Origin of the sequence: Bartonella fuyuanensis (assembly GCF_014197255.1) — a bacterium.
Lineage (GTDB): Bacteria > Pseudomonadota > Alphaproteobacteria > Rhizobiales > Rhizobiaceae > Bartonella > Bartonella fuyuanensis.
On the sequence record NZ_JACIFE010000001.1, the window covers coordinates 12,434 to 33,254 of the forward strand.

Below are 20,821 nucleotides of genomic sequence, written 5' to 3' on the forward strand. Positions count from 1 at the left end.
TTTTAAAAACGCCTTAAAACATTAACGTGAACCTGCTTCTATTTCTTCACGTAAAATTTCCAGTTCTAGCCATTCTTCTTCTTTTTGTGTGCAAATATTTTTCTTTTTTTCCAATGCTGTTGATAAACGCTCAAAACGTTCTCCATCACGGCAATAAAGAGCTGGATCAGAGAGTTCTTGTTCTATTTTTTTTATTTTATTTTGCAAAATAGCAATTTCTTCAGGCAATTTTTTCAATGCATAAACCTGCTTATAAGACAATTTGCCTTGTATTTTTTTCTCTCGCTCTATCAAATGACCATTTGTTGCTGCAGCCTGTTTTGAAAACTCTCCCGTATGAGATTTTAAAGATTCTTTACGCTGAACTAATTCTGTTTTTTTGCGTTGTAAGCGGAAAACATGCTGGTTTTGCGCCATCACATCGCTATAAGCTCCTGCATACAAAACCCAATGACCACCACCCTCAGGTACCAACATATGGGTTACAGTACGATCTAAAAAGTCTCTGTCATGGCTAACTAATAACACTGTTCCCGTAAAATCAGCAATAAATTCTTGCAACAAATCTAAAGTTTCCATATCCAGATCATTGGTCGGTTCATCAAGAATCAAAAAATTTGCAGGGCGAGAAAGAAGCCGCGCTAGCATGAGGCGTGCTCTTTCTCCCCCTGAAAATTCTTTAAGTGGTGTGCGGATTTGCTCAGGCAAAAATAAAAAGTCTTTTATGTAAGAAACCACATGCCGTTCTTGCCCATTGATCACAAGAGTATCTCCCCTTCCCCCTGTTAAATAATGCGCTAAAGTTTCTTCTTCATTTAAAATACGTTGCTGATCAAGCAATGCCATGGAGAGGTTATAACCATGCCTGACCGTTCCGCTATCAACGGCTATTTGCCCAATCAATGCAGCAAGGAGCGTTGTCTTTCCAATACCATTTGGACCTACTAAACCGATTCGATCACCACGCTGAATACGCAAAGAAAAATCTTTTACGATAACACGATCACCATAGGATTTTGAAATTTTCTTTGCTTCAAGCACTAACTGTCCAGAATCATGACTTTTTGCAGCAGTCAACAGTGCATTTCCAGGTTGCCCTCTATAGGTTCGATGATGCTGTCGTAGTTCTTTTAATTCCCTCAAGCGCCTTACATTACGCTTCCTCCGTGCAGTTACCCCATAACGCAACCATTGTTCTTCACGTGCAATCTGTCGTCCCAATTTATGCTGCTTGATAGCTTCTTCTTCAAGCGTTTTATCTCGCCAATTTTCAAATTCTGAAAAACGTTTTTCCAACCTTTTTGTTGTGCCACGATCAAGCCATACCGTTGAACACGTGACATTTTCTAAAAATCGCCGATCATGAGAAATCACAACAACTGCTGAACCCAAAGAAGATAAAACAGCTTCCAGCCATTCAATCGTTGGTAAATCAAGATGATTGGTTGGTTCATCTAAGAACAAAATATCAGGTTTTGCTGCAATGGCACGTAATAATGAAACGCGCCGTTTTTCGCCTCCAGAAAGCGTTTCTAATTTTTCATCTCCCGAAAACTCTAAATTTGTGCGAAGTGTATTGATCCATTGAAGATCAGCTGTATCGTCAAGCCCGGCTTTCATATAAGCACTAATATCTTCAAATCCTGAACAATCTGGATTTTGTGAGACATAACGAAATGTCATTCGTGGGTGGCGAAAAATTTCTCCACTATGGGGTTCTAATATGCCTGCGGCAATTTTTAACAGGGTTGATTTTCCACAACCATTACGGCCAACTAGCGCGATACGCGCACCTTGCTCAACTGATAAACAAGCTTGGTTGAGCAAAGGCGTTGTTCCAAAATTTAAGAAAATGCGGTCAAGCCGCAGTAATGGCACCGCCATTAACGAATGCGGTGAGGACAAGGTGCTTGATACATCACCCCTCTTGCATTACGATAAGTACACAATTCTTGTACCTGTTGTATTCTTTGTACACAAGGAGCTTGGTAAATAGATCCTCTACGGCCACGATACATACACAATTGTGATTCCTGTTTTTGTTGTCTTTTTTGATTTGCAGCTGCCCCCGTTACTGTTCCAGCAAAAGCCCCCAATGCTGCTCCGGTAAGCGCTGCTCCAGGAGTAGTTCCAGCAATAGCAGTTCCAGCCAAGGCACCAATTGCTGCACCTCCTATACCGTAACGTGCAACGCGCTCATCATTTGTAGTACAAGCTACCGAACTGAAACCAATGACTAAAACAACAGCCACTTTAAAAATTGATTTTAACATATCAAAACCTTTCCTTTTCAAGATCATACAACAATATATCGTTTCTGTCGGCACTTAATCACTCGAGCCCCCCCCTGCCTTATTTAAATATATCGGAAGAGCTTTTATGGAATAGGCACAGACGCTAATAATATAGCTTTTCCAGAACTTAAATAGCAAGAAAAGGTTCCACAAATATGGTTAGAAAGTGTCAAAGAAGAGCCAAATGGCACATTTTTATCACAGATTGGCCATTTTACCCCTGTCAAAGTTAAACCTTTTAAATCAGCAAAACCGATAAGACTAAACAAACATCCCTCAGGCAAATCATACGAACAAATTTTTGGCAAAACTGGCCAACCTTCTTCCAAACCAGATGTTAACAATACTGAAATTCCCCTTTCAGCCAACATCAATGCTTGCGTCATATGAGCAAGGCTATGATCACTTCTTTCACCTCCCAAAGCACCGCACAAAATAAGCTTTTTAGCGCCATTTTGCAGTGCTCTTTCACATGCTAAAGCACTATCTGTCATATCTTTATCAGAAGAAAAAACTTCACGCGGAACATGGCTATATTTACGAATTAAATTTTCATCAGATGAATCAAAGTCCCCTAACCACAACTCAGGCACCACATTAAGCGCTGCCGCATGACGCATACCACCATCAGCAGCGATCACCCGACTATTTTGAATTTGATTAAGCAAACGATCAGTGATACGAACATCTCCATTTAATAATAGTGTAAATGTTGTCATGCCATACTTTGCCTTTCACAAAATTTTCCTTATAGTGTATCTTTGTTATAAAGTAAGAGCTATTTTTATAAGCAATAACCGTGATACAATCAGGAGAATTCTTATCTCTAAAGTCTTATCTTGTCAAAAACACACGATAGAAAAGCACAAATGAAATTAGCCAAATTACACTGCTGAAACAAAGCGCACCATAATCTAATGGACTCCATTCTTCAACGAAATTTTCTTTTTCTCTCGCCCTTGTGTAGGGCAACTTTCATAAGTTTAGTGCTTCTTCTTTCTGCTTGTCATACGCCTTTTTCTCAAAATAAGAGGCTTTCTTCCACTTCTTCTAAAACAATCGAACTTTCTGACCCTAACAATATCTATGTTACATTAAGCGCTCTACAACACCCACGGATTTTGCAAATGTATGGCGGCGCCTATTATGATGCAAAACTTGAACGCCTTTTAGCAAAGATTATCCGTAAACTAACAATTGCATCCCACAAGACCCATCAAAGCTATTCTGTAACGATTTTAAACTCAGAAAGTGTCAATGCATTTGCGCTCCCTAATGGCTCGATCTACATCACTCGTGGTATGCTAGCATTAGCCAATAATTCTTCAGAAGTTGCAGCAATTTTAGCCCATGAGATAGCACATATCAGAGCCAATCATGGTATTTTACGCCTGCAAAAAGAAATCGAATTAAAGATGGCAAATCACATATCCGCCCGTCTTCCTTCTTCTATTGGCAAAAAACTTCACACCCCGATACAAAACAAGCAACAACTCGCACAATTTTCACGCAATCAAGAATTAGAAGCTGATTCTCTTGCACTCGAAATGCTCCAACAAGCAGGATATGATCCCTTTGCTTCACCGCATTTTCTTCAAACAATGGCAGCCTATAGCGCTTTTAGTCATATTTCCGGCACTCCAAATGCCTCTTTAGACTTTCTAGCATCTCACCCAACCACTCCGCAACGCATTCAACTTGCAATAGAAAAAGCACGCAAAATCAGTAAAGAAAATAGTAAAACTACCAATCATGATTCTTTTCTCAAAAGCATTGATGGCATGATTTTTGGAGGAAGCTTATCTGCAGGCTTTGTACGAGGCAACCAATTTATTCATCCACAATTACGCATAACTTTTTCTGTTCCGACCAATTTTACCATAGAACATTCAGGCCACACTGTTTGGGCCAGCGGACCAGATAAAATTGCGATCCGTTTTGATGCTATTCCATATTCTGCTGAGATATCTGCCAGTGACTATTTGAAAAGTGGATGGATTATCGGGCTAGATCAATCTTCTATCCGCCCCATCACAATTCAAGGATTTACGCATCAAGAATTTCAAAGCCCAAATTTACTTGGAGCGCATGCACATGCTACTAATGAGCAATGGAAATTTGATGTGGTTGTCATTCTGTTCAACAATCACATCTTTCGTTTTCTGACAGCTGCTCCCTATAATTTTCAAAATTTTTCAGAAATTGCTCAAAAAACGGTAGAAAGTTTTCATATTCTTTCACCTTCACAGTTAAAAAAACTGAAGCCCCTAAAAATCCGTGTTATCCGCGTTAAACCAGGAGAAAACGTTGCCAATCTTGCAAATAAAATGCAACATACACCAAACAAAGAAAAACTTTTTCGCATTCTCAATGGCCTCTCACCAACTCAAACTTTAAACGCAGGTACAGAGGTTAAAATCATCACAGAATAAATTTTCTTTCTCTACTACAAGCTTAATTCTTTTCTGTCTGTCTCAAATCCTTCTCTTTTAAAGCATATTAGAAAATGAAGTGAGACACTTAAAATCCACTTCATCACGCCTTCGTATGACTCTTCTTGATACACACTTCTTCAAACCGACATCACTCTCCCCCCTCAACTCTCTTGCTCTGCTCATCAACTATCGCTAAAAGTACCTACAGAAGACGTATGCTTCGACAAATCTGGCTAAACCTAAATCTAGCTTCAATCATGGTCTCATACGCCCCTCTTTATACATTCTTCCTTTTTCGCCCCATAAAGCCTTTCTCTATTTATATATCGTAAGCATCTTCTGAATGAACGGTAAGAAGAGCAGAGCGCAATTTCTGCAAAGCCCGTGCTTCAATTTGGCGTACGCGCTCTTTCGAAATTCCTAACTTTTCACCGAGAACTTCTAGAGTAGCCCCCTCTTCATTCAAGCGACGAAAGCGAATAATTTCCAATTCTCGTTCATTAAGAATTTGCAACGCATCATAAAGCCATTGTGTACGCCGTTGACCATCAATCACTTGCTCAATTAAAGCATCAGGAAGAGGACTATCATCCACCAACACATCCATCTTAGCAATGGGATTATCACTGTTCTCAGAAATAGAAACACTCAAGGAATTATCAGAACTGGAAAAACGAAAATCCATTGTTTCCACATCGCGCACGGAAACACCAAGTTTTTCAGCGATTGTACGAAAAATATCCTGTTTTGACAAAGCACTATCATCTTGAACCAATTTTGCTCGCAAACGCCGCAGATTAAAGAAAAGAGCTTTTTGCGAAGAACTAGTTCCCCCTCGAACAATTGACCAATTTCGCAAAATATAATCTTGAATCGAAGCACGTATCCACCATGTTGCATACGTTGAAAAACGCACTTCCCGATCAGGTTCAAAACGTGCAGCAGCTTCCAATAGCCCCACATACCCTTCTTGTACCAAATCCCCCAATGGCATTTTGAAACGTTTAAAGCGATTAGCAATAGCAATCACCAAACGCATATGAGCGGCTGCAATTTGATGCATGGCATCATCATCACGTTTGTCTTTCCACCGCAGAGCCAAATCATGCTCTTTTTGTCGTTCAAGATAAGGTGCTTGCATAGCAGAACGCATCATATTACGCCCTAAGCTTTTGTCTGCATCGCTATAATTTTTGCTGCTTTTATAAACAGCATTTGAAAGATTACCCATAATAACCCCTTGCGATTAAAATTATCAAAATTGATTTGGCAACGGCATCATTGTTTTTAAATAACGCAAAAGTTGCTTACTTATGCGTACACTACTTTAGCGTGTAATTTTATAATCGCAATTGTTTTTTTTATTGTTATGGTAAAACTTCTTGTCATAAGATACAATTTCACCTACAAAGCGCCTTTATAGTATGCCTTTTAGTCTATGAACTATTTGAAAAAATTCTTTTCATTTTTCATGATAAAACAGCAAAAAAATAAAATAATCAGGCAAAACAAAAGCTGTTTTTTAATGACTGATTCCGTTTCCTTTTAAATTGAAGAACTTATTCATGCTTTCAGCTTTACATTACAACTAATAAGTGTAATTTACAAGCATAAAGCATCTTAGCTGAATGAAACCTGAATAAAAAAATCACCTAATTTTTAAAGGTGCAAAAAGAAACATCAAAAAACGACAAGAGTGATTGAAGCAAACGCAACAAACGTGTTAAAGAAATAACATCATTATAAAATTGACGCAGAAAGCTTTTTACTAGTCTGGACTGAGAAAGAAAATAATCATGAATAGCAAGATTGTTCAACAGCATGAAATTCTTCAAGATGATATTCTCATTGAAAAACACGGACAAGGAAAATTTGAAGGTTTTCGTTTTTATGCCAACAAACACGGTACCGATCAAACACCTGATCATCAAACTTCAACAAAGAATGAAAATTTGGTTCTTGCTTTTTCCAAGCGCGCAATGCGTTTTTGTGCTTGTGCCAATGGAGATTTTACCCTCAGTTCTGATGGCATTGTACGCTGGATTGGTCAACCCGTAGGACAACTTGTAGCAACAGAAGATTTTTTCAAACCCAAACTGATTATTTTAGCGGATGCACAACTCACAGGCGAATCTCGCGATAACGTTGTAAAACGATTAGAGCGTTTTGTAACCTTTCATTTTGAAACCGCTTTAAAACCCCTCTTCGATTTACGCAATGCTGATAATTTAACGGATTCAACGCACAATCTTGCCTTACAACTGGTTAACTCTTTAGGGATTTTACCTCGTCGCGAAGTCTTAGATATTGTTAAAAATCTTGCGCAAGAATCACGAACTATCCTTCGGCGTCTAGGCGTGCGTTTTGGCGCTTTTCATATCTATATTGCAGGCATGCTTAAACCCTCCCCAGTTCAAGCCATTACCCTTCTATGGAATCTTCAAAATGCGGGAGCAGATCAAACTGGTTTGGGTGAAATTTTTGCAGCATTATCAGCGGGTCGAACCTCTTTGATTGTTGATCCCACCTATAACCATCAATTTTATCAATTAGCCGGTTACCGAATCTTAGGACAACGTGCAGTCCGAATTGATATTTTAGAACGTCTTGCAAATCTCATCCGCCCTGCACTTCATTGGAAACAAGGAAGTGATCCCAAACCTGATGGTGCCTACGACGGAAAAAGTTTTTTTATTACACCAACCATGATGTCCATTCTAGGGGCCAATGGAAATGATATGGAAGAAATCCTCAAAGGGCTTGGCTATCAATCGTACAGCATAAACAGTGTTGTTTTTGAACAAAATCTCCTTTCTCACAAAAGCTCTTCTCCTAACAATGGAACAGCCCGAAATGTTCCTGCAGCAGAATGTGTTGGTAGGCAATGGCAAGCTTCAGAAACAACACAAGAAGAAAAAAATACCTCATCTTCAAACGTTTCATCCTCTTGTGTTGAAAAACATCCCAATAATCCCAATCATTTACCGGAAGCTGAACCTGTTGGAATTTTTTCCAATCCTCCCCTCTTTGCAGCAAAAGATAAGATTATCTTGTTATGGCATTATAGGCATCAATCTCACCACTCTCCACAAAAAAAACGTGATAAATCTGGAAATAAGTGGCAAAATAAGCTGAAGGATGCTGTAAAAAAGGGGGAAAAAGAAAATGAGAATTCCCCTCAAGAAGCCTCATCACAAATGAAATGTTCTCATAAACACCAGAAATTCCAAGGGAAACGTGCGAATCATAAACCCTTTCAAAAAGAAAAACGCCTTAATCCTGATTCACCTTTTGCGAAATTAGCTGTGCTACGCGATCAACTCACCAAGCATCAAAATACGCACACACCTTCTTCTAAAGAGCATTAAAGTAACAAATGGAGTTTGATCTTGGCTTATGTAGTAACCGACAACTGCATTCATTGCAAATATACTGATTGCGTTGAAGTGTGCCCTGTTGACTGTTTTTATGAAGGTGAAAATATGTTGGTCATTCACCCCGATGAATGTATTGATTGTGGTGTTTGCGAACCAGAATGTCCAGCAGAAGCAATTAAGCCTGATACAGAACCAGGGCTCGAAAAGTGGTTAGAACTTAATCTTCATTACGCAAACAAATGGCCTAATCTGACAACCAAAAAAGAGCCTCTTCCTCAAGCGAAAGAGATGGATGGTGTTCCAAATAAACTAGAAAAGTATTTTTCGGAAAATCCAGGAAGTGGAGAATAGTAATGATACTGTGTACACCCCCTCCTTTTTCAACAATTGAAAGACTTTTTTTGTAAAAATAAAAAAAAATCCTTAAGCGAAATGATTGATTCTTTTAACATTTGATGTTAATGTTATTTTAACATGATCATCTTTCTAAGTATTTTTCTTTGCTTTTTGTAGTAAAGCAATGTATTTCTGTTGAATTTAAAAGTATGCAGCTTTTATACTCGCTTAAATTGACAATATACTTGGTTAAAGAAAACTCAACCCTCAGGTTTATAACCTGTTTTCCGATACATTTGTTGATCATAAGGGAGTAAACTAAAATATGGCATCCCAGCATGGAACATCCTCCAAGACTAAAGAATTTGCAACTTCTGAATATATCGTCTACCCTACTCATGGAGTAGGACAAATTATAGCAATTGAAGATCAGGAAGTTGCAGGACATAAATTAAAACTTTTTGTCATTCATTTTGCGAAAGACAAAATGGATATCAAAGTCCCCATTGCAAAAGCCCTTTCCATTGGAATGCGGAAATTATCTGCTGGTGATTCGGTCGAACGTGCCTTAAAAATCTTACACGGAAAAGCGCGTATTAAACGAACCATGTGGTCGCGCCGCGCACAAGAATATGACGCTAAAATCAACTCAGGAGATCTTATTTGTATTGCTGAAGTAGTGCGTGATCTTTTCCGCTCTACCTTACAGCCCGAGCGATCCTATTCTGAACGTCAACTTTATACTGCTGCTCTCGAAAGAATGGCCCGCGAAATTGCGGTTATTAATCGTCTTTCTGAAACGGAAGCTATCAATCTTATAGAGATGCATCTTTCCAACAAACCGAAACATGAATTTAAAACTGAAAGAGAAGAGACAGAGGGAGATAATAAAGCCGTCTACGCTGCATAATGCACTCTTCCCTCTAACAAGATATTTTTATAAAACCAGCTCTTTGCTGGTTTTATTTTTTAACATCTTTTATGCTTTCAAGGAGAAGATTTTTTAACCAGCACCAATCTATAAACAGTCTAACTTGTTAGTGAAATCTACCAACTGAACCCTCATTTGCTTGATCTATAGATAAATATCGATTTAAAATCATAATATAGTGCAATTCATATTAAATTAAACCTCTGAAGATCGTATGATTCGCTTATTTTAAATTTCTCTTATATTGAATCAATCAAAAACACTTTCTTGCATACCACAAGCAAAACTAGCTTATCAGGTAAAACTGTACAAGAAAAAACCCAAAATACCTATTCATGAACCAGCTCAAGGACCAAAAGCTGTAAACAACATTGAGAGCTTGCAAATGTCATGACGGTGACAATCTGCTCTTTGATTACGTTTAACGACCATAATACCCTATGAAGTTTATACACTTTACAGAAACTTTACCCTTGTATTATTCATAAACACCGTTATAAAATAGGTGAGATCAACATTAAGAAATATTTCTTAAACCGCACAAATGTACAACATAAATGTATTTTGTATTGGATGTTTTGTTTTGCATGAGAAAAGCTTACGCCCATAGAAAATGAAAAAAACAAAAATGTGAAACAAACTGTAATCTTTACTCTTTAAAAAGCGCTTCTTTCAATGCTTTTAAAAAATATAAAGCTAAATTAAAAAAACAACAATAAAAACGAATGTTGGTATTTACATTTGCAAGTTCATATTTTTTCGAAATAAAGCTAGATTTTCATTGCAATGACTATGCAAAAAGCTATATGCAATATTCTTACACTAATAAGACACACAAAATCTGGAACGAATCATAAAACCTTTAAAAGTCTTAATCATTGTTTCAAACATTCTGCAGGGAATTGAATATTGATCGACAGACAGCAAAAAAGCACAAACTGTATGAGACAAGCAATCCCATAAAATCCTTAATAAACCAGCTATGGATTGAAGAACCATACCGGCTTTAACAAAATACTTCGCAAAACCCCATGCATGACACATCCGATTTTACGTTGACTTATTTCACAAGCGTTCGTAATAAATTCTTTATATTCATAAAGATAAGAAAAATATATGAAAAATTCTTAACTCAAAAATATGAAAAGAAAGCGTAATACTCATAAAAAAAGCCTTATATACCTTTATCATCAGAAGTACTAAATATTATCAAATAAGCATACCCTTTATCTTACTAAAGTTTTTTTTCTCATAAGGAAGTCTGCTGTTATCAAAATATACTTAGCTTTCCACATTGCAACTAAGCTTTGCATTTAAAATCATTCATTACAGACATTTTCTCCTTTCTTATAGAATTTTATCCCCCTACCCCCTATAGCGTTATAAGCAAGTAACTGTTATCAGATTGCACGGAACCAATTTAAAACGAGACAATCCTACGATAGATCTTTCATTCACAGCGTAAAATAATGCATCATTTTTATCTGCCAATACAACATGAGCATAAATCATAATTCTTTTCCTGAGAAATACAGACCACAATATAAGTTCTATGGACAAACCATTACCTTCAATATTTCATCAGATATTCTCAGCAAAACAGCTCATATTTCAAATCTCGTCTGAGTCTTATATAATCACCCTAAATGAAAATATTTTACAGTCTAACAAGATTAGAAATATACACCCCCTTAAAAGATAGATAGATGAATAAAATTAAGAACAATGCAAATGAACTATACAGTTTTACATTATGATAGCATTGATTATTTTCACCTTTTAACTTCTCTATAAGCTATTTTTAAGAATCTTCTTAAGGAAAACGATTCCATCACCGAGCTGCTTATACTAAATTCAACAAAAAGTTCAATTAAAACATCTGAAAAGAACTGTATACAAGTCATCCTTTACAGCGTCTCAAGGAAACAAGAAAATCATCTCCAACAATTTTCTATGACAAAAACCCTCGGCTCCCCACGCTTATCCCAAGCATTTACCGATGTTTCAAGGAAGAATTAATTCTAGACTGGAAAAGAAATAAAACGCTCAGTTCTTAACCACTAAGACAGAACGCCCACGATACATTCCCGTTTTCAAATCAATATGATGAGGACGACGCAATTCACCAGAATTTTTATCCTCGATATAAGTCGGCACCTTCAGAGCATCAGCCGAACGGCGCATGCCCCTCTTTGCTGGAGAGGTTTTTCGTTTAGGTACAGCCATAAAAAGACACTCCAAATCCATTAAACAAAAAAAGCTAACGTCAAAATGACAACGCTTTAGTTAAAACACCATAAAATTCTGGAGCATTATACACTGATAAAAAAGAAGAGGCAATGTCAAAATGATCTTCCTTTTATCATAAAGAATGTTCACAACACCTAAATGAATATCGACCATTCTTCGTAGAATTTAAGCATTTTATCCAAAAATGAAAGCATTTTCATAAGACTTTTATTTAATTTTTATTTTGCTTTAAAAGGAATTTGTCTCTACAGTGGCGATATAGCCTAAAAGAGAAGTTGATTTTTAATGAAAACCTACGCAAATTTATGAAAATTAAGTAGAAGCAACATCTTTTCTGTTTGAACTTTATAATTTCATTTTCTTAAAACAAAGGAAGCAAGAATGCACGAATTTACCACCCTTCTTGCAGAACATGGCCACGCCGTTGAAAAACGATTAACCATATTGTTAAATGATGAAATCCAAAATGGTGAAATTTTACGCCCTGAAAAATTAATCAAAGCCATGCGTTATGGTGTATTGAACGGTGGAAAACGCCTACGTCCTTTTCTTGTGATTCAAAGCGCTGCACTTTTTGATATCCCAATAGAACATTCTCTCGATGTTGCATGTGCTTTAGAGTGTATTCACTGTTATTCGCTCATTCACGATGATCTTCCTGCTATGGATAATGATACACTCCGGCGTGGAAAACCCACCGTCCACCTAGCATTTGATGAAGCAACAGCAATTTTAGCAGGCAATGCTCTTTTGACATTTGCCTTTGAAATTATTGCCCATAAAGCGTGTGGATTATCCACAGACATTAGAATAAAATTGATCACATCTCTTGCACAATCAGCAGGACTTGGTGGTATGCTAGGTGGGCAAATGCTGGATCTTGAAGCTGAAAAACGCCCGCAAGAAAATATTGACATCATCACTCTACAACGCATGAAAACAGCAACCCTCATAAGCTTTGCTTGCCAAGCAGGTGCCATCATTGGTAATGCATCCAAAGAATTAACCGAAAAGCTTACTGCTTTTGGTACCTATCTTGGTTTAGCATTTCAATTAACCGATGACCTTCTTGATGTCACCGCCAACACGCAAACTCTAGGAAAAACTGCTGGGAAAGATGAAACAGCACAAAAAGCAACTTTTGTTCGTCTTTATGGCATTAAAGAAACGCAAAAAAAACGCGATAAACTGATTACAAAAGCAGAAGCACTCTTACACCCTTTTGATCCTAAAGCACTCCCTCTCCACCAAGCAGCTCGCTTTAGCGCTACACGCAAAAATTAAACTTCGTCTCCCGATTGTACGCATTCTCTTTGTTGAATGCATAATAGATTTTTCAAAGAAACTTCAATATCATTGATCTACATTATAGCTTCTATCATGAAATGGATGTGACAAACATTGAGGGCATTAAACCAAGTGCACAAATTTATAACATAAATATATTCAAGGAGTCCTATTGCATGAAAGATACTCCATTAAAAAATGAAAATGGTAAAGTTATGCGTAATTTCCACACTTTAAAAGATATTGGCATGAAGACTTTAAAGCCGAATAAAAAACGACTGTAAAAAGGAAAACTCGTTTTCTCCTTTATGTTTTCATCTTCTACTAGAAAGTAAAAATAAACAGGATAAGGATAAAACAGGACATTTTATAAGCCCGTAAAAGACAATAAAAAAGCATAATACTCTCGGGAGAAAATCGTATTTTTTACTTATACATTCTTCATAAAGTTTATTGTACTACTCTAGACTATCTACGCGAATACATCGCAATAATAATGATGTAGAAAAAAAGCTATAAATACTATAACACGCGTTATATATTATGATTTCCCCACTCTAACCTTTTAATAAACATAATTTATTTGATTTAGATGATTCTCATCAACTATGCTAATATATATTTTTGTTTTGAGCTTATTTATATCAAATTATTGCTGCATTTGATTTTACGATCTATCCAAAGGGATATGTCACTCAGAAACTCCATAAATAATTTTTTTATTATTTAGCCAAGAATATCTTCTAACATCAGAAAATACAGAACTCACTGTACAATTGAAGAAAAACTACTCACAATAAGCATGCGAGCTATAAAAATTATCTTAAAAAGATGACTTATATTTTAAGGGAGATAGTAGTATAATCCGCTAAAGATACCAATAATAAAATCAGCAATGAAAAAATCCTGTCGGAAGAGACTATAAATTTCCTTCCCTTGAACTCTACTTAGTGAAGTAGTATCAAAAATACAAACAAGAAGAAAAAAGCTAGTGTATACCATGATTACTCCTTGATAAAGGCATAATCTGGTACAATCATTTTCTTTGTCAGCTTTCTGTTGTATCAAAGATTCTAGCGCGTGAAAAGATTCACAAGAAGTACTTGTACTTCCTTCTTCAATAACTTTTACCTCAAGCCAATTTATAATGGACAAGAAACATGATTTTGATTGATTTAATATAGCCAGATTTGAAATAAGGAAAACTGAAAATATTCGGTTTTTTATTTAACATTTGAAATAATGATGCGCTTTAATAACTTAAAGCCTTAACCCACTATAAAACCCCACAAAACACACGCGACAACACGCTACTATTCTCATTAAAATTTCTTTAGAACTTTTTAAAAAATCTATCAACAGATAAACCAATAAATAGATACCCCAAATATCAACGAATGAGAAAAAAATATATTAACCATAGATGCACTCATGTAAAAATACCAATAAGCTAAATCCCCCAACGGTTTCCAAGAAAAATTCATATGTAGCTTTGAAATAATCATTCATACCATCATGCAAAATAACTTCTACAAGAAGATATTTATCCTTAATTAAATAAAAAATCATACAGACTAAAATAACAGCAAGTTCTTTTTTCAGCTCAAAGAAAACCATTGCAAAAATCAGTAAAACTGAAAGAAACAACCATAAAATAAAATTTACTTTTTCACTTAGTTTTATAAAGAGAAAACTAACCAAGAGTTGAGCGTGCAAGATCAGAGAATCAGCTTTATAAATAAGAGAATTCGCTTTTTGGTTTTTTCTCTCCCCTTTAAGGTCATCAAGAAAAAACCAACCAAATGGTGTTGTCATCAACATTAAAAACGCCGCGATATCCATATATTGGCTAAATAATCAACAAAATATGTACCGATTATAAGAGTTTATATTTTATTCTAAAAAAGCTTTTCAGCATCCAGCAGAGTCAACCATAATAATGCTTTTCTTATAAGCACAAAATAAAGAAACTATAGCAACGCACCTTTACTCTGTAAACTCATATGACTACAATCTGTAAATCGAAGGAATCATACAACCTTATGATCTTCAAACAGTGAAGTTTTTGTCTAAAAAATTAAATAATAAGGTTTTTAAAACAACGAAAACTACCTCATTAATTATGCAAAATCATAATACGATTTATTCAACTTTACAAAAAAATCATAAAAATGTTTTGGAGATAATGTTACGTTTAGTTTTTAAGTGCTCTGCTATGAAAGTAATGTCATCAAGGAGAAATTTTTGAAAACAATACAAAAGCGTTTCAATTTAGAACAATTAGCTTTTTTTCAACATGCGGCTAAATGAGGACTGAATATTGATTTACAAGCAAAGAAATTCCAAGAATCTATTTTATCCCTGCCCAAAGCGTGTATGAATATAATCACTCAAGAGAGATTCAAATTCCTCAGCAATATGTTCTCCACGCAAAATCTTCACCTTTTTTCCTTCAATAAAAACAGGTGCTGCTGGACTTTCCCCCATTCCAGGCAATGAAATTCCAATATCCGCATGTTTTGATTCTCCCGGTCCATTGACGATACATCCCATCACAGCAACCTTCAAACTTTCAACACCAGGATATTTTTCACGCCAAACAGGCATATTTTTGTATAAATTCGCTTCAATTTTTTGCGCTAATTGTTGAAAAACCGTTGAGGTCGTACGCCCACATCCAGGGCAAGCCGCAACCACAGGCAAAAACTGCTGAAACCCCATTACTTGCAAAAGTTCCTGCCCCACTTTTACTTCTCGTGTCCGATCACCACCAGGTTCTGGCGTTAAGGAAATTCGTATTGTATCGCCAATCCCTTGCTGCAATAAAATGCCCAAAGCCACCGAAGAAGCAACAATTCCCTTTGTTCCCATCCCTGCCTCAGTCAATCCCAAATGAAGGGCATAATCACAGCGCTCTGCCAAGGAAGTATAAACAGCAATAAGATTTTGGACATCACTCACTTTAGCAGAAAGAATAATTTGATTACGCCCCAATCCCATCTCTTCAGCCCAAAGAGCCGACTGCAGAGCTGACTGCACAACAGTTTCTCGCATAACTTCAGCAACAGATAAAGGATTTTCTTGCTGTGCATTTTCATCCATAAGTCGTGTTAACAACGCGTTATCAAGAGAACCCCAATTCACACCAATGCGAATAGGTTTACGATACCGACAAGCAATCTCAATAATTTCAGCAAATTGGCGATCTTTTTTTGCGCCAAAACCAACATTTCCAGGATTGATGCGATATTTTGCAAGTGCTTCAGCACACGCAGGATGCTCTGATAAAAGCTTATGGCCAATATAATGAAAATCCCCAACCAACGGGACAAAAAATCCTAATTTTTCCAATCGCTCTCGTATTTTTGGTACAGCAGCGGCTGCTTCATCGCGATCAACAGTAAGCCGCACCAATTGTGAACCAGCTTGCCAAAGGGCAGCAATCTGTGCAACAGTTGCATCGACATCTGCTGTATCTGTATTGGTCATTGACTGTACAACGATTGGACTCTGCCCCCCAACGATCACACCCCCAACAGCAACACTAACAGACCAACGACGCTCAAGTGGTTTAAATAAAGCATAGGTCGTACTCATTAATTCCTCAAATTTTTAAAACCTGCACTCTCAATCATCATTTACATTGACTTCCTCCGTGCGGCCTCAAAGGATGAAAATTATACCTCCGCCCATCTTCATAGATTGTTCTAGACTTACCTGCTAACCACTGATGCAATTCAGCTCATAGATGCGATTCATTCTCTAGACACACCGGATAAATTCTACCATTCCCGTTCAAGTTTATGCTTTCACACTTTGTTTCCTCAAAAAGAAACTGAAATCAAACAGAGATAATATTGTATTTCTAAGTTGCAAACCTATTTCATATTAATGTTATCGCAGAACAGTATTTTACAACACAACAAATAGCACCCATCAAAATGCAATTTTAAAAAATACATGAAAAATATCGCCCAATTAAGCCAATATGTCGATTTATAATAATCTATCTTTTTACAAATTTGAATGGCAAACTCAAATATTGTAAGATTTTCCCATTTGAAATCTTCTTAGATTAAAATAATTAATCACACTCCCCAACGCACCACAAGCAAACATGTAGATAAAAACGATAAATAAAGAATAAAGATTCCCCATAAACCACTCCAAAGATTAAAGGCTATTCCACAACACTTAAAAAAACAAGCCCCCCAAAAAATGAAAGCATCATCTTCCACCTCTATAAAATAACGATAGAGGTGTACAATGGACCTTACACCATTTTACAAAATTTCAACTTCTACCCTTAACAAACGCGCTTATGAAATAAACTCATGCACATTAAGAAATGTCTATAAAACCCAAACTTTTAATTTTCATCCCACCCAGAAACCGTATAATCAATGCAACTTTTCAATTTTCAAGCCGTTATAGAAAAATCCCAAACACAATTCCAACCATCATGCAACATATAACACATGAAGGAGTCAGTAGATGTGTCTATTTTCAACCCATAGCAAAAATGCTAAAATTAAAAAACGTATTGCACTTTTAAAAAGAGAGCTAGTTCCCGTAAATCGTTGGAAGTTTCAAAATGATAGCTTCGAAAACATTTCTGAGCTGTTTAACACATGGAAACAAAAAAGCCGTCACGCCTTTTATCACCTCAATGAACACGCTACAAAATTAAAGAAAAAAGCGAAAGAAAACCCTAAAAAAACCCTTGCATTAGCAGCAGGGGTCGTTTTAGCAAGCCTCTTTCTAATACGTAAAAATTAACGATATAACCAAAACCTCCCCGTTCAATGCCCGTTTCAAAGCGGGCATTTTTATAGTTTACAAAACACAACACTCTACCCCCTCCTCTGCATTTCATACCCCTCCCCCAAAGGATAAGTTTTCATCCATCTCACCAATTGATGATCCTGTCTAGCAGGCTCTTCTACTGCTCATACATACAGTTCGTATCACGACATCTCAAAGGATGGCATTATTATGAACTACAGGAAAACTTTCAATATTCCACCCCTCTCTTCTGAATTATTTAAAAAGAAATAGAATAAATTAAAGATGCAGGCGCTTTAATGTTCCAAAAAACATTACTTGACAACATAACAAATAAGAATTTTAAGAGTTTTAAAAGCCGGATTATAACAAACCACACGAACTCTTCCAACGTGAATAGCCACTTACTATAAGAAAATAGTATAAAACTTAAACTGAAAAAATCCAAACTTTTATCCTCCAGAATCGATCTACTGCGAAGTATCCACATAGGTAACCACAGACATTCCAGGAATAAGTTTTTCAATTCCTTCCTGCCCGGGATCCAAAGAAATCCGTACTGAAATACGTTGCGCAATTTTGATAAAATTACCAATTGTCGTATCCGTTTTTAACAATGAAAACTCTGAACCTGTAGCAGGTGCAAAACGAACCACCCGCCCTGTTAACTTTTTATTGTTCAAAGCATCAACAGAAAAAACAACCGGTTGCCCCACACGCATCTGAGAAAGCTGCGTTTCCTTATAATTAGCAATAATCCAAATATCATCAGAAATAACAGAGACCAATTGTGTACCCGGCATAACATATTGCCCTACCCGCGCTCCCACTAATCCAATATAGCCTGTTCGAGGAGATAAAATCTTTGTATGATCAAGATTAAGTTTTGCCAACTCAACACCCACTTTAGCTCCCGCAATTTCCGACTGTAAACTTTGCCGTTCAAGATTTAACTGTTTTTGCAATTGTCGTTTTGTTTCAAGTGCAGTCAAGAGCTGCGAAAAAGGACGAGAAACAGAATTTTCTGCCTCACCAAAGCCTAATTTTTTACTTTCAGGAACAACATTGGAAAATGCCCGCGAACGCGCCAATTCGATTTCTGCTGTATTAATTTCGCCCTGTAAAAGCTGTGCTTGCAATTCAATACTTGCCAATTTTGCATTTTTTGAATCGAGAATAGCCTGTGCCCTTGCAAACTGCTGACGAAAAAGAGAATCATCAAGCTCAAATAACAACATTCCCTTTTCAACACGTTGATAATCTTGCACATATATTCGTGCGATCACACCAGAAATTTGTGAACTTACCAGAATAATATCACCTTTAATAGAAGCATTATCCGTTATTTGGATATTACTCACAAAAGGAGGAAGCCTCCAGACCCACAAAATCAACAAAATACCCGTAACGCCTGATAGGAATGCAACAATCGTAGCTTTTGACCGTAACGCTTTTATCATTTTTTGCACCCCTCTTTCTATGACATTACTCTACTTTTCTAATTTTCGCAAAGAGCATGATTTAACAATCATTGTGACAAGGAAGATAACGAATACAACCATTGAAATATAAAAATAAAGCCGAAAAACGTCATCATAAGCAAAAATATTTGCTGTTAACTTAAATTTCTCGACCAATATAGAAGTGCCCTTCTCCCCCCCCAAGCCATTGGGAATAGCAACATCATAAGAAGGTGAATATAAAGTATTCATCTCAGCAGAAACAAGCGGATCAGTAACAACAATATTTTGTGTTAAGGACTCAAAGTTTTTATGGGCGAAATAAAACTGTAGGCTGCCAAAAAAAGCTGCCCCTATCAACCCCCCGGTCACTTGCGTTAGCAAAAAAACAGCGATAAAGCTTAAAACGTAACGCGGTCCTCGTGCCCCAGCTATCACAAACCCTTTGAAAAGAGCAGGAGGCAAAAAAAGTGCATAACTAAAACTCACCAATCCTTGACTCAACATCATATCTCGTGGACGCGTTAAATGATTTACATGACTATCTAAATAAGCTCCCAACGCCAAACAACCCAAAGCTAACAAATAAAAATAATCCTCACGTCCTGCGCGTAAAAAAAAGACACAAACTGCCCCCCCCAATAACGTCCCCAATGTCACCGCAAGATACATAGGAGCCATTTCACGATTGAACAGACCAAAAAGCTTAAAAAAACCTACGGGTAAAGTTGACCTCTCTAACAAGAAAACATGAAAGATCAATAAAATAAAAACAGATTGGACCATTTCTTTACTGAAAATCCAACGCAAATCAATCAATGGTTTTTCTCTATTAAGCTCAATAATAATAGCAATAGTCAGTGAGAAGACAGCAAGTGCGAGGCCCCAACCAATCCAAGGTGCTTCATACCACCAATACAATATGCCAACAGACATAATCACGGCATTTAATCCAAGACCAAGGGCAATCAAACCATAGCTTATCCAATCTAACCTTTGAATAACCTTACTACGGACAACTGGAGTAAGAGGCAAAGTATAGATACAGACCAAACTGATAAGCACCAACCCCATTTCCAGAGCAGAAAGATTGGAAAAACCACCATTTTCCATCAAATCAGGAGAAATCAAACGTGATAAAGGAGCTGCTAAAGCCGCATTCATATAATTCAAACTAAGACCAACAGTAAATTTCTTTGCAGGTGCAAAAGCCTCCATCATATAAAGTAATGCAAGCGAAGCCAAAGGGGCAGCAGCAATACCAGCAAAAAAGCGAATAATCAATGCCGAGCGTAAATCCGTAACAAAGAGCTGCAACACGCAAACCAAAACAAAGCCAAGAATTGATAATTCAGCAAAAGCCCGCAAACCAAATTGATAGCGGATTTTGATCAACATAATCGCTACACTCACATTTGGTGCCATATAGGCAGCAACCAACCATGTTGTCTCAGCCAAATTTGCGTGAAAATCGCCGGTAAGATGGACAATATTAGACTGAACAATATTAGCCCCTAAACCATAAGCCCATTGCAAAATAAGAGAAGCAAAAATATAAACAAAACATTTTGGCCAAGGTCCCGCAAAAACACGACCAGGACGAGGGAAAGGTTTTCCGCCTCTTTTAGCAGACACAACCGCACTCTTTCTCCCGATCATGTTACTT

The 20,821-nt window shown here is 36.9% G+C and carries 15 protein-coding genes; 6 read left to right on the plus strand and 9 right to left on the minus strand.

Features of this window, described 5'->3' with window-relative positions:
- Window positions 1–21 precede the first annotated feature (21 nt).
- From GGR08_RS00050 to GGR08_RS00060, 3 genes are all read right to left on the minus strand, one after another.
- Window positions 22–1,884 (minus strand): ABC-F family ATP-binding cassette domain-containing protein, encoded by a 1,863-nt coding sequence (locus tag GGR08_RS00050; RefSeq protein ID WP_183193633.1) that lies wholly within the window; start codon window positions 1,882–1,884, stop codon window positions 22–24.
- Entirely contained in the window at window positions 1,884–2,273 is a 390-nt protein-coding gene (locus GGR08_RS00055) for a hypothetical protein (protein ID WP_183193382.1), read from the minus strand. Before GGR08_RS00055 ends, GGR08_RS00050 begins: the two co-directional genes overlap by 1 nt.
- 104 nt (window positions 2,274–2,377) lie before the next feature.
- Window positions 2,378–3,013 carry a thiamine diphosphokinase gene (locus tag GGR08_RS00060; RefSeq protein ID WP_183193383.1) on the minus strand — a complete coding sequence of 212 codons (636 nt, stop codon included), beginning with the start codon at window positions 3,011–3,013 and terminating at the stop codon, window positions 2,378–2,380.
- Between the two features lie 198 nt (window positions 3,014–3,211).
- Here GGR08_RS00060 and GGR08_RS00065 point away from each other — a divergent pair, with 198 nt between their 5' ends.
- Window positions 3,212–4,726, plus strand: coding sequence for a M48 family metalloprotease (locus tag GGR08_RS00065; protein WP_183193384.1), 1,515 nt, complete (start codon window positions 3,212–3,214; stop codon window positions 4,724–4,726).
- Between the two features lie 322 nt (window positions 4,727–5,048).
- Here GGR08_RS00065 and GGR08_RS00070 read toward each other — a convergent pair whose 3' ends face one another.
- On the minus strand, window positions 5,049–5,960 hold the full coding sequence (locus GGR08_RS00070) for an RNA polymerase factor sigma-32 (protein WP_183193385.1): 912 nt from the start codon (window positions 5,958–5,960) through the stop codon (window positions 5,049–5,051).
- Window positions 5,961–6,525: 565 nt separating this feature from the next.
- Between GGR08_RS00070 and GGR08_RS00075 the strand changes: the two genes are divergently transcribed.
- From GGR08_RS00075 to GGR08_RS00085, 3 genes are all read left to right on the plus strand, one after another.
- The gene (locus GGR08_RS00075; protein WP_183193386.1) at window positions 6,526–8,097 is read left to right on the plus strand and encodes a hypothetical protein; all 1,572 of its coding nucleotides are present in this window, start codon (window positions 6,526–6,528) and stop codon (window positions 8,095–8,097) included.
- A 21-nt stretch (window positions 8,098–8,118) separates the two neighbouring features.
- Window positions 8,119–8,457, plus strand: coding sequence for a ferredoxin FdxA (fdxA, locus tag GGR08_RS00080; protein ID WP_183193387.1), 339 nt, complete (start codon window positions 8,119–8,121; stop codon window positions 8,455–8,457).
- Between the two features lie 310 nt (window positions 8,458–8,767).
- Window positions 8,768–9,352: a CarD family transcriptional regulator gene (locus GGR08_RS00085; RefSeq protein WP_183193388.1), complete on the plus strand. Its 585-nt coding sequence runs from the start codon at window positions 8,768–8,770 to the stop codon at window positions 9,350–9,352.
- Window positions 9,353–11,419: 2,067 nt separating this feature from the next.
- Here the strand turns inward: GGR08_RS00085 and rpmF are convergent.
- Window positions 11,420–11,599 carry a 50S ribosomal protein L32 gene (gene rpmF, locus GGR08_RS00090; protein WP_183193389.1) on the minus strand — a complete coding sequence of 60 codons (180 nt, stop codon included), beginning with the start codon at window positions 11,597–11,599 and terminating at the stop codon, window positions 11,420–11,422.
- A 405-nt stretch (window positions 11,600–12,004) separates the two neighbouring features.
- On the opposite strand from rpmF, the gene GGR08_RS00095 reads away from it, so the two are divergent.
- Window positions 12,005–12,907: a polyprenyl synthetase family protein gene (locus GGR08_RS00095; RefSeq protein WP_183193390.1), complete on the plus strand. Its 903-nt coding sequence runs from the start codon at window positions 12,005–12,007 to the stop codon at window positions 12,905–12,907.
- A gap of 1,416 nt (window positions 12,908–14,323) precedes the next feature.
- Here GGR08_RS00095 and GGR08_RS00100 read toward each other — a convergent pair.
- On the minus strand, window positions 14,324–14,725 hold the full coding sequence (locus GGR08_RS00100) for a hypothetical protein (RefSeq protein WP_183193391.1): 402 nt from the start codon (window positions 14,723–14,725) through the stop codon (window positions 14,324–14,326).
- A 540-nt stretch (window positions 14,726–15,265) separates the two neighbouring features.
- Complete coding sequence (gene ispG / locus GGR08_RS00105; RefSeq protein WP_183193392.1) at window positions 15,266–16,507, minus strand: flavodoxin-dependent (E)-4-hydroxy-3-methylbut-2-enyl-diphosphate synthase; 1,242 nt, start codon at window positions 16,505–16,507, stop codon at window positions 15,266–15,268.
- A gap of 897 nt (window positions 16,508–17,404) precedes the next feature.
- Between ispG and GGR08_RS00110 the strand changes: the two genes are divergently transcribed.
- Window positions 17,405–17,689 (plus strand): hypothetical protein, encoded by a 285-nt coding sequence (locus tag GGR08_RS00110; protein ID WP_183193393.1) that lies wholly within the window; start codon window positions 17,405–17,407, stop codon window positions 17,687–17,689.
- Window positions 17,690–18,165: 476 nt separating this feature from the next.
- On the opposite strand, the gene GGR08_RS00115 is transcribed toward GGR08_RS00110, so the two are convergent.
- Together GGR08_RS00115 and GGR08_RS00120 are read right to left on the minus strand one after the other, a co-directional pair.
- Window positions 18,166–19,155: an HlyD family secretion protein gene (locus tag GGR08_RS00115; protein ID WP_183193394.1), complete on the minus strand. Its 990-nt coding sequence runs from the start codon at window positions 19,153–19,155 to the stop codon at window positions 18,166–18,168.
- 30 nt (window positions 19,156–19,185) lie between these two features.
- Window positions 19,186–20,814: an MFS transporter gene (locus GGR08_RS00120; RefSeq protein WP_183193395.1), complete on the minus strand. Its 1,629-nt coding sequence runs from the start codon at window positions 20,812–20,814 to the stop codon at window positions 19,186–19,188.
- Between the last annotated feature and the right edge of the window lie 7 nt (window positions 20,815–20,821).

Coding starts and splice junctions, on each gene's coding strand:
- GGR08_RS00065 (WP_183193384.1), top strand. CDS start 3,212: ATGGACTCCATTCTTCAACGAAATTTTCTTTTTCTCTCGCCCTTGTGT.
- GGR08_RS00095 (WP_183193390.1), top strand. CDS start 12,005: ATGCACGAATTTACCACCCTTCTTGCAGAACATGGCCACGCCGTTGAA.
- GGR08_RS00075 (WP_183193386.1), top strand. CDS start 6,526: ATGAATAGCAAGATTGTTCAACAGCATGAAATTCTTCAAGATGATATT.
- ispG (WP_183193392.1), bottom strand. CDS start 16,507: ATGAGTACGACCTATGCTTTATTTAAACCACTTGAGCGTCGTTGGTCT.
- GGR08_RS00055 (WP_183193382.1), bottom strand. CDS start 2,273: ATGTTAAAATCAATTTTTAAAGTGGCTGTTGTTTTAGTCATTGGTTTC.
- GGR08_RS00085 (WP_183193388.1), top strand. CDS start 8,768: ATGGCATCCCAGCATGGAACATCCTCCAAGACTAAAGAATTTGCAACT.
- GGR08_RS00115 (WP_183193394.1), bottom strand. CDS start 19,155: ATGATAAAAGCGTTACGGTCAAAAGCTACGATTGTTGCATTCCTATCA.
- GGR08_RS00060 (WP_183193383.1), bottom strand. CDS start 3,013: ATGACAACATTTACACTATTATTAAATGGAGATGTTCGTATCACTGAT.
- GGR08_RS00110 (WP_183193393.1), top strand. CDS start 17,405: ATGTGTCTATTTTCAACCCATAGCAAAAATGCTAAAATTAAAAAACGT.
- rpmF (WP_183193389.1), bottom strand. CDS start 11,599: ATGGCTGTACCTAAACGAAAAACCTCTCCAGCAAAGAGGGGCATGCGC.
- GGR08_RS00070 (WP_183193385.1), bottom strand. CDS start 5,960: ATGGGTAATCTTTCAAATGCTGTTTATAAAAGCAGCAAAAATTATAGC.
- GGR08_RS00050 (WP_183193633.1), bottom strand. CDS start 1,884: ATGGCGGTGCCATTACTGCGGCTTGACCGCATTTTCTTAAATTTTGGA.
- GGR08_RS00100 (WP_183193391.1), bottom strand. CDS start 14,725: ATGACAACACCATTTGGTTGGTTTTTTCTTGATGACCTTAAAGGGGAG.
- GGR08_RS00120 (WP_183193395.1), bottom strand. CDS start 20,814: ATGATCGGGAGAAAGAGTGCGGTTGTGTCTGCTAAAAGAGGCGGAAAA.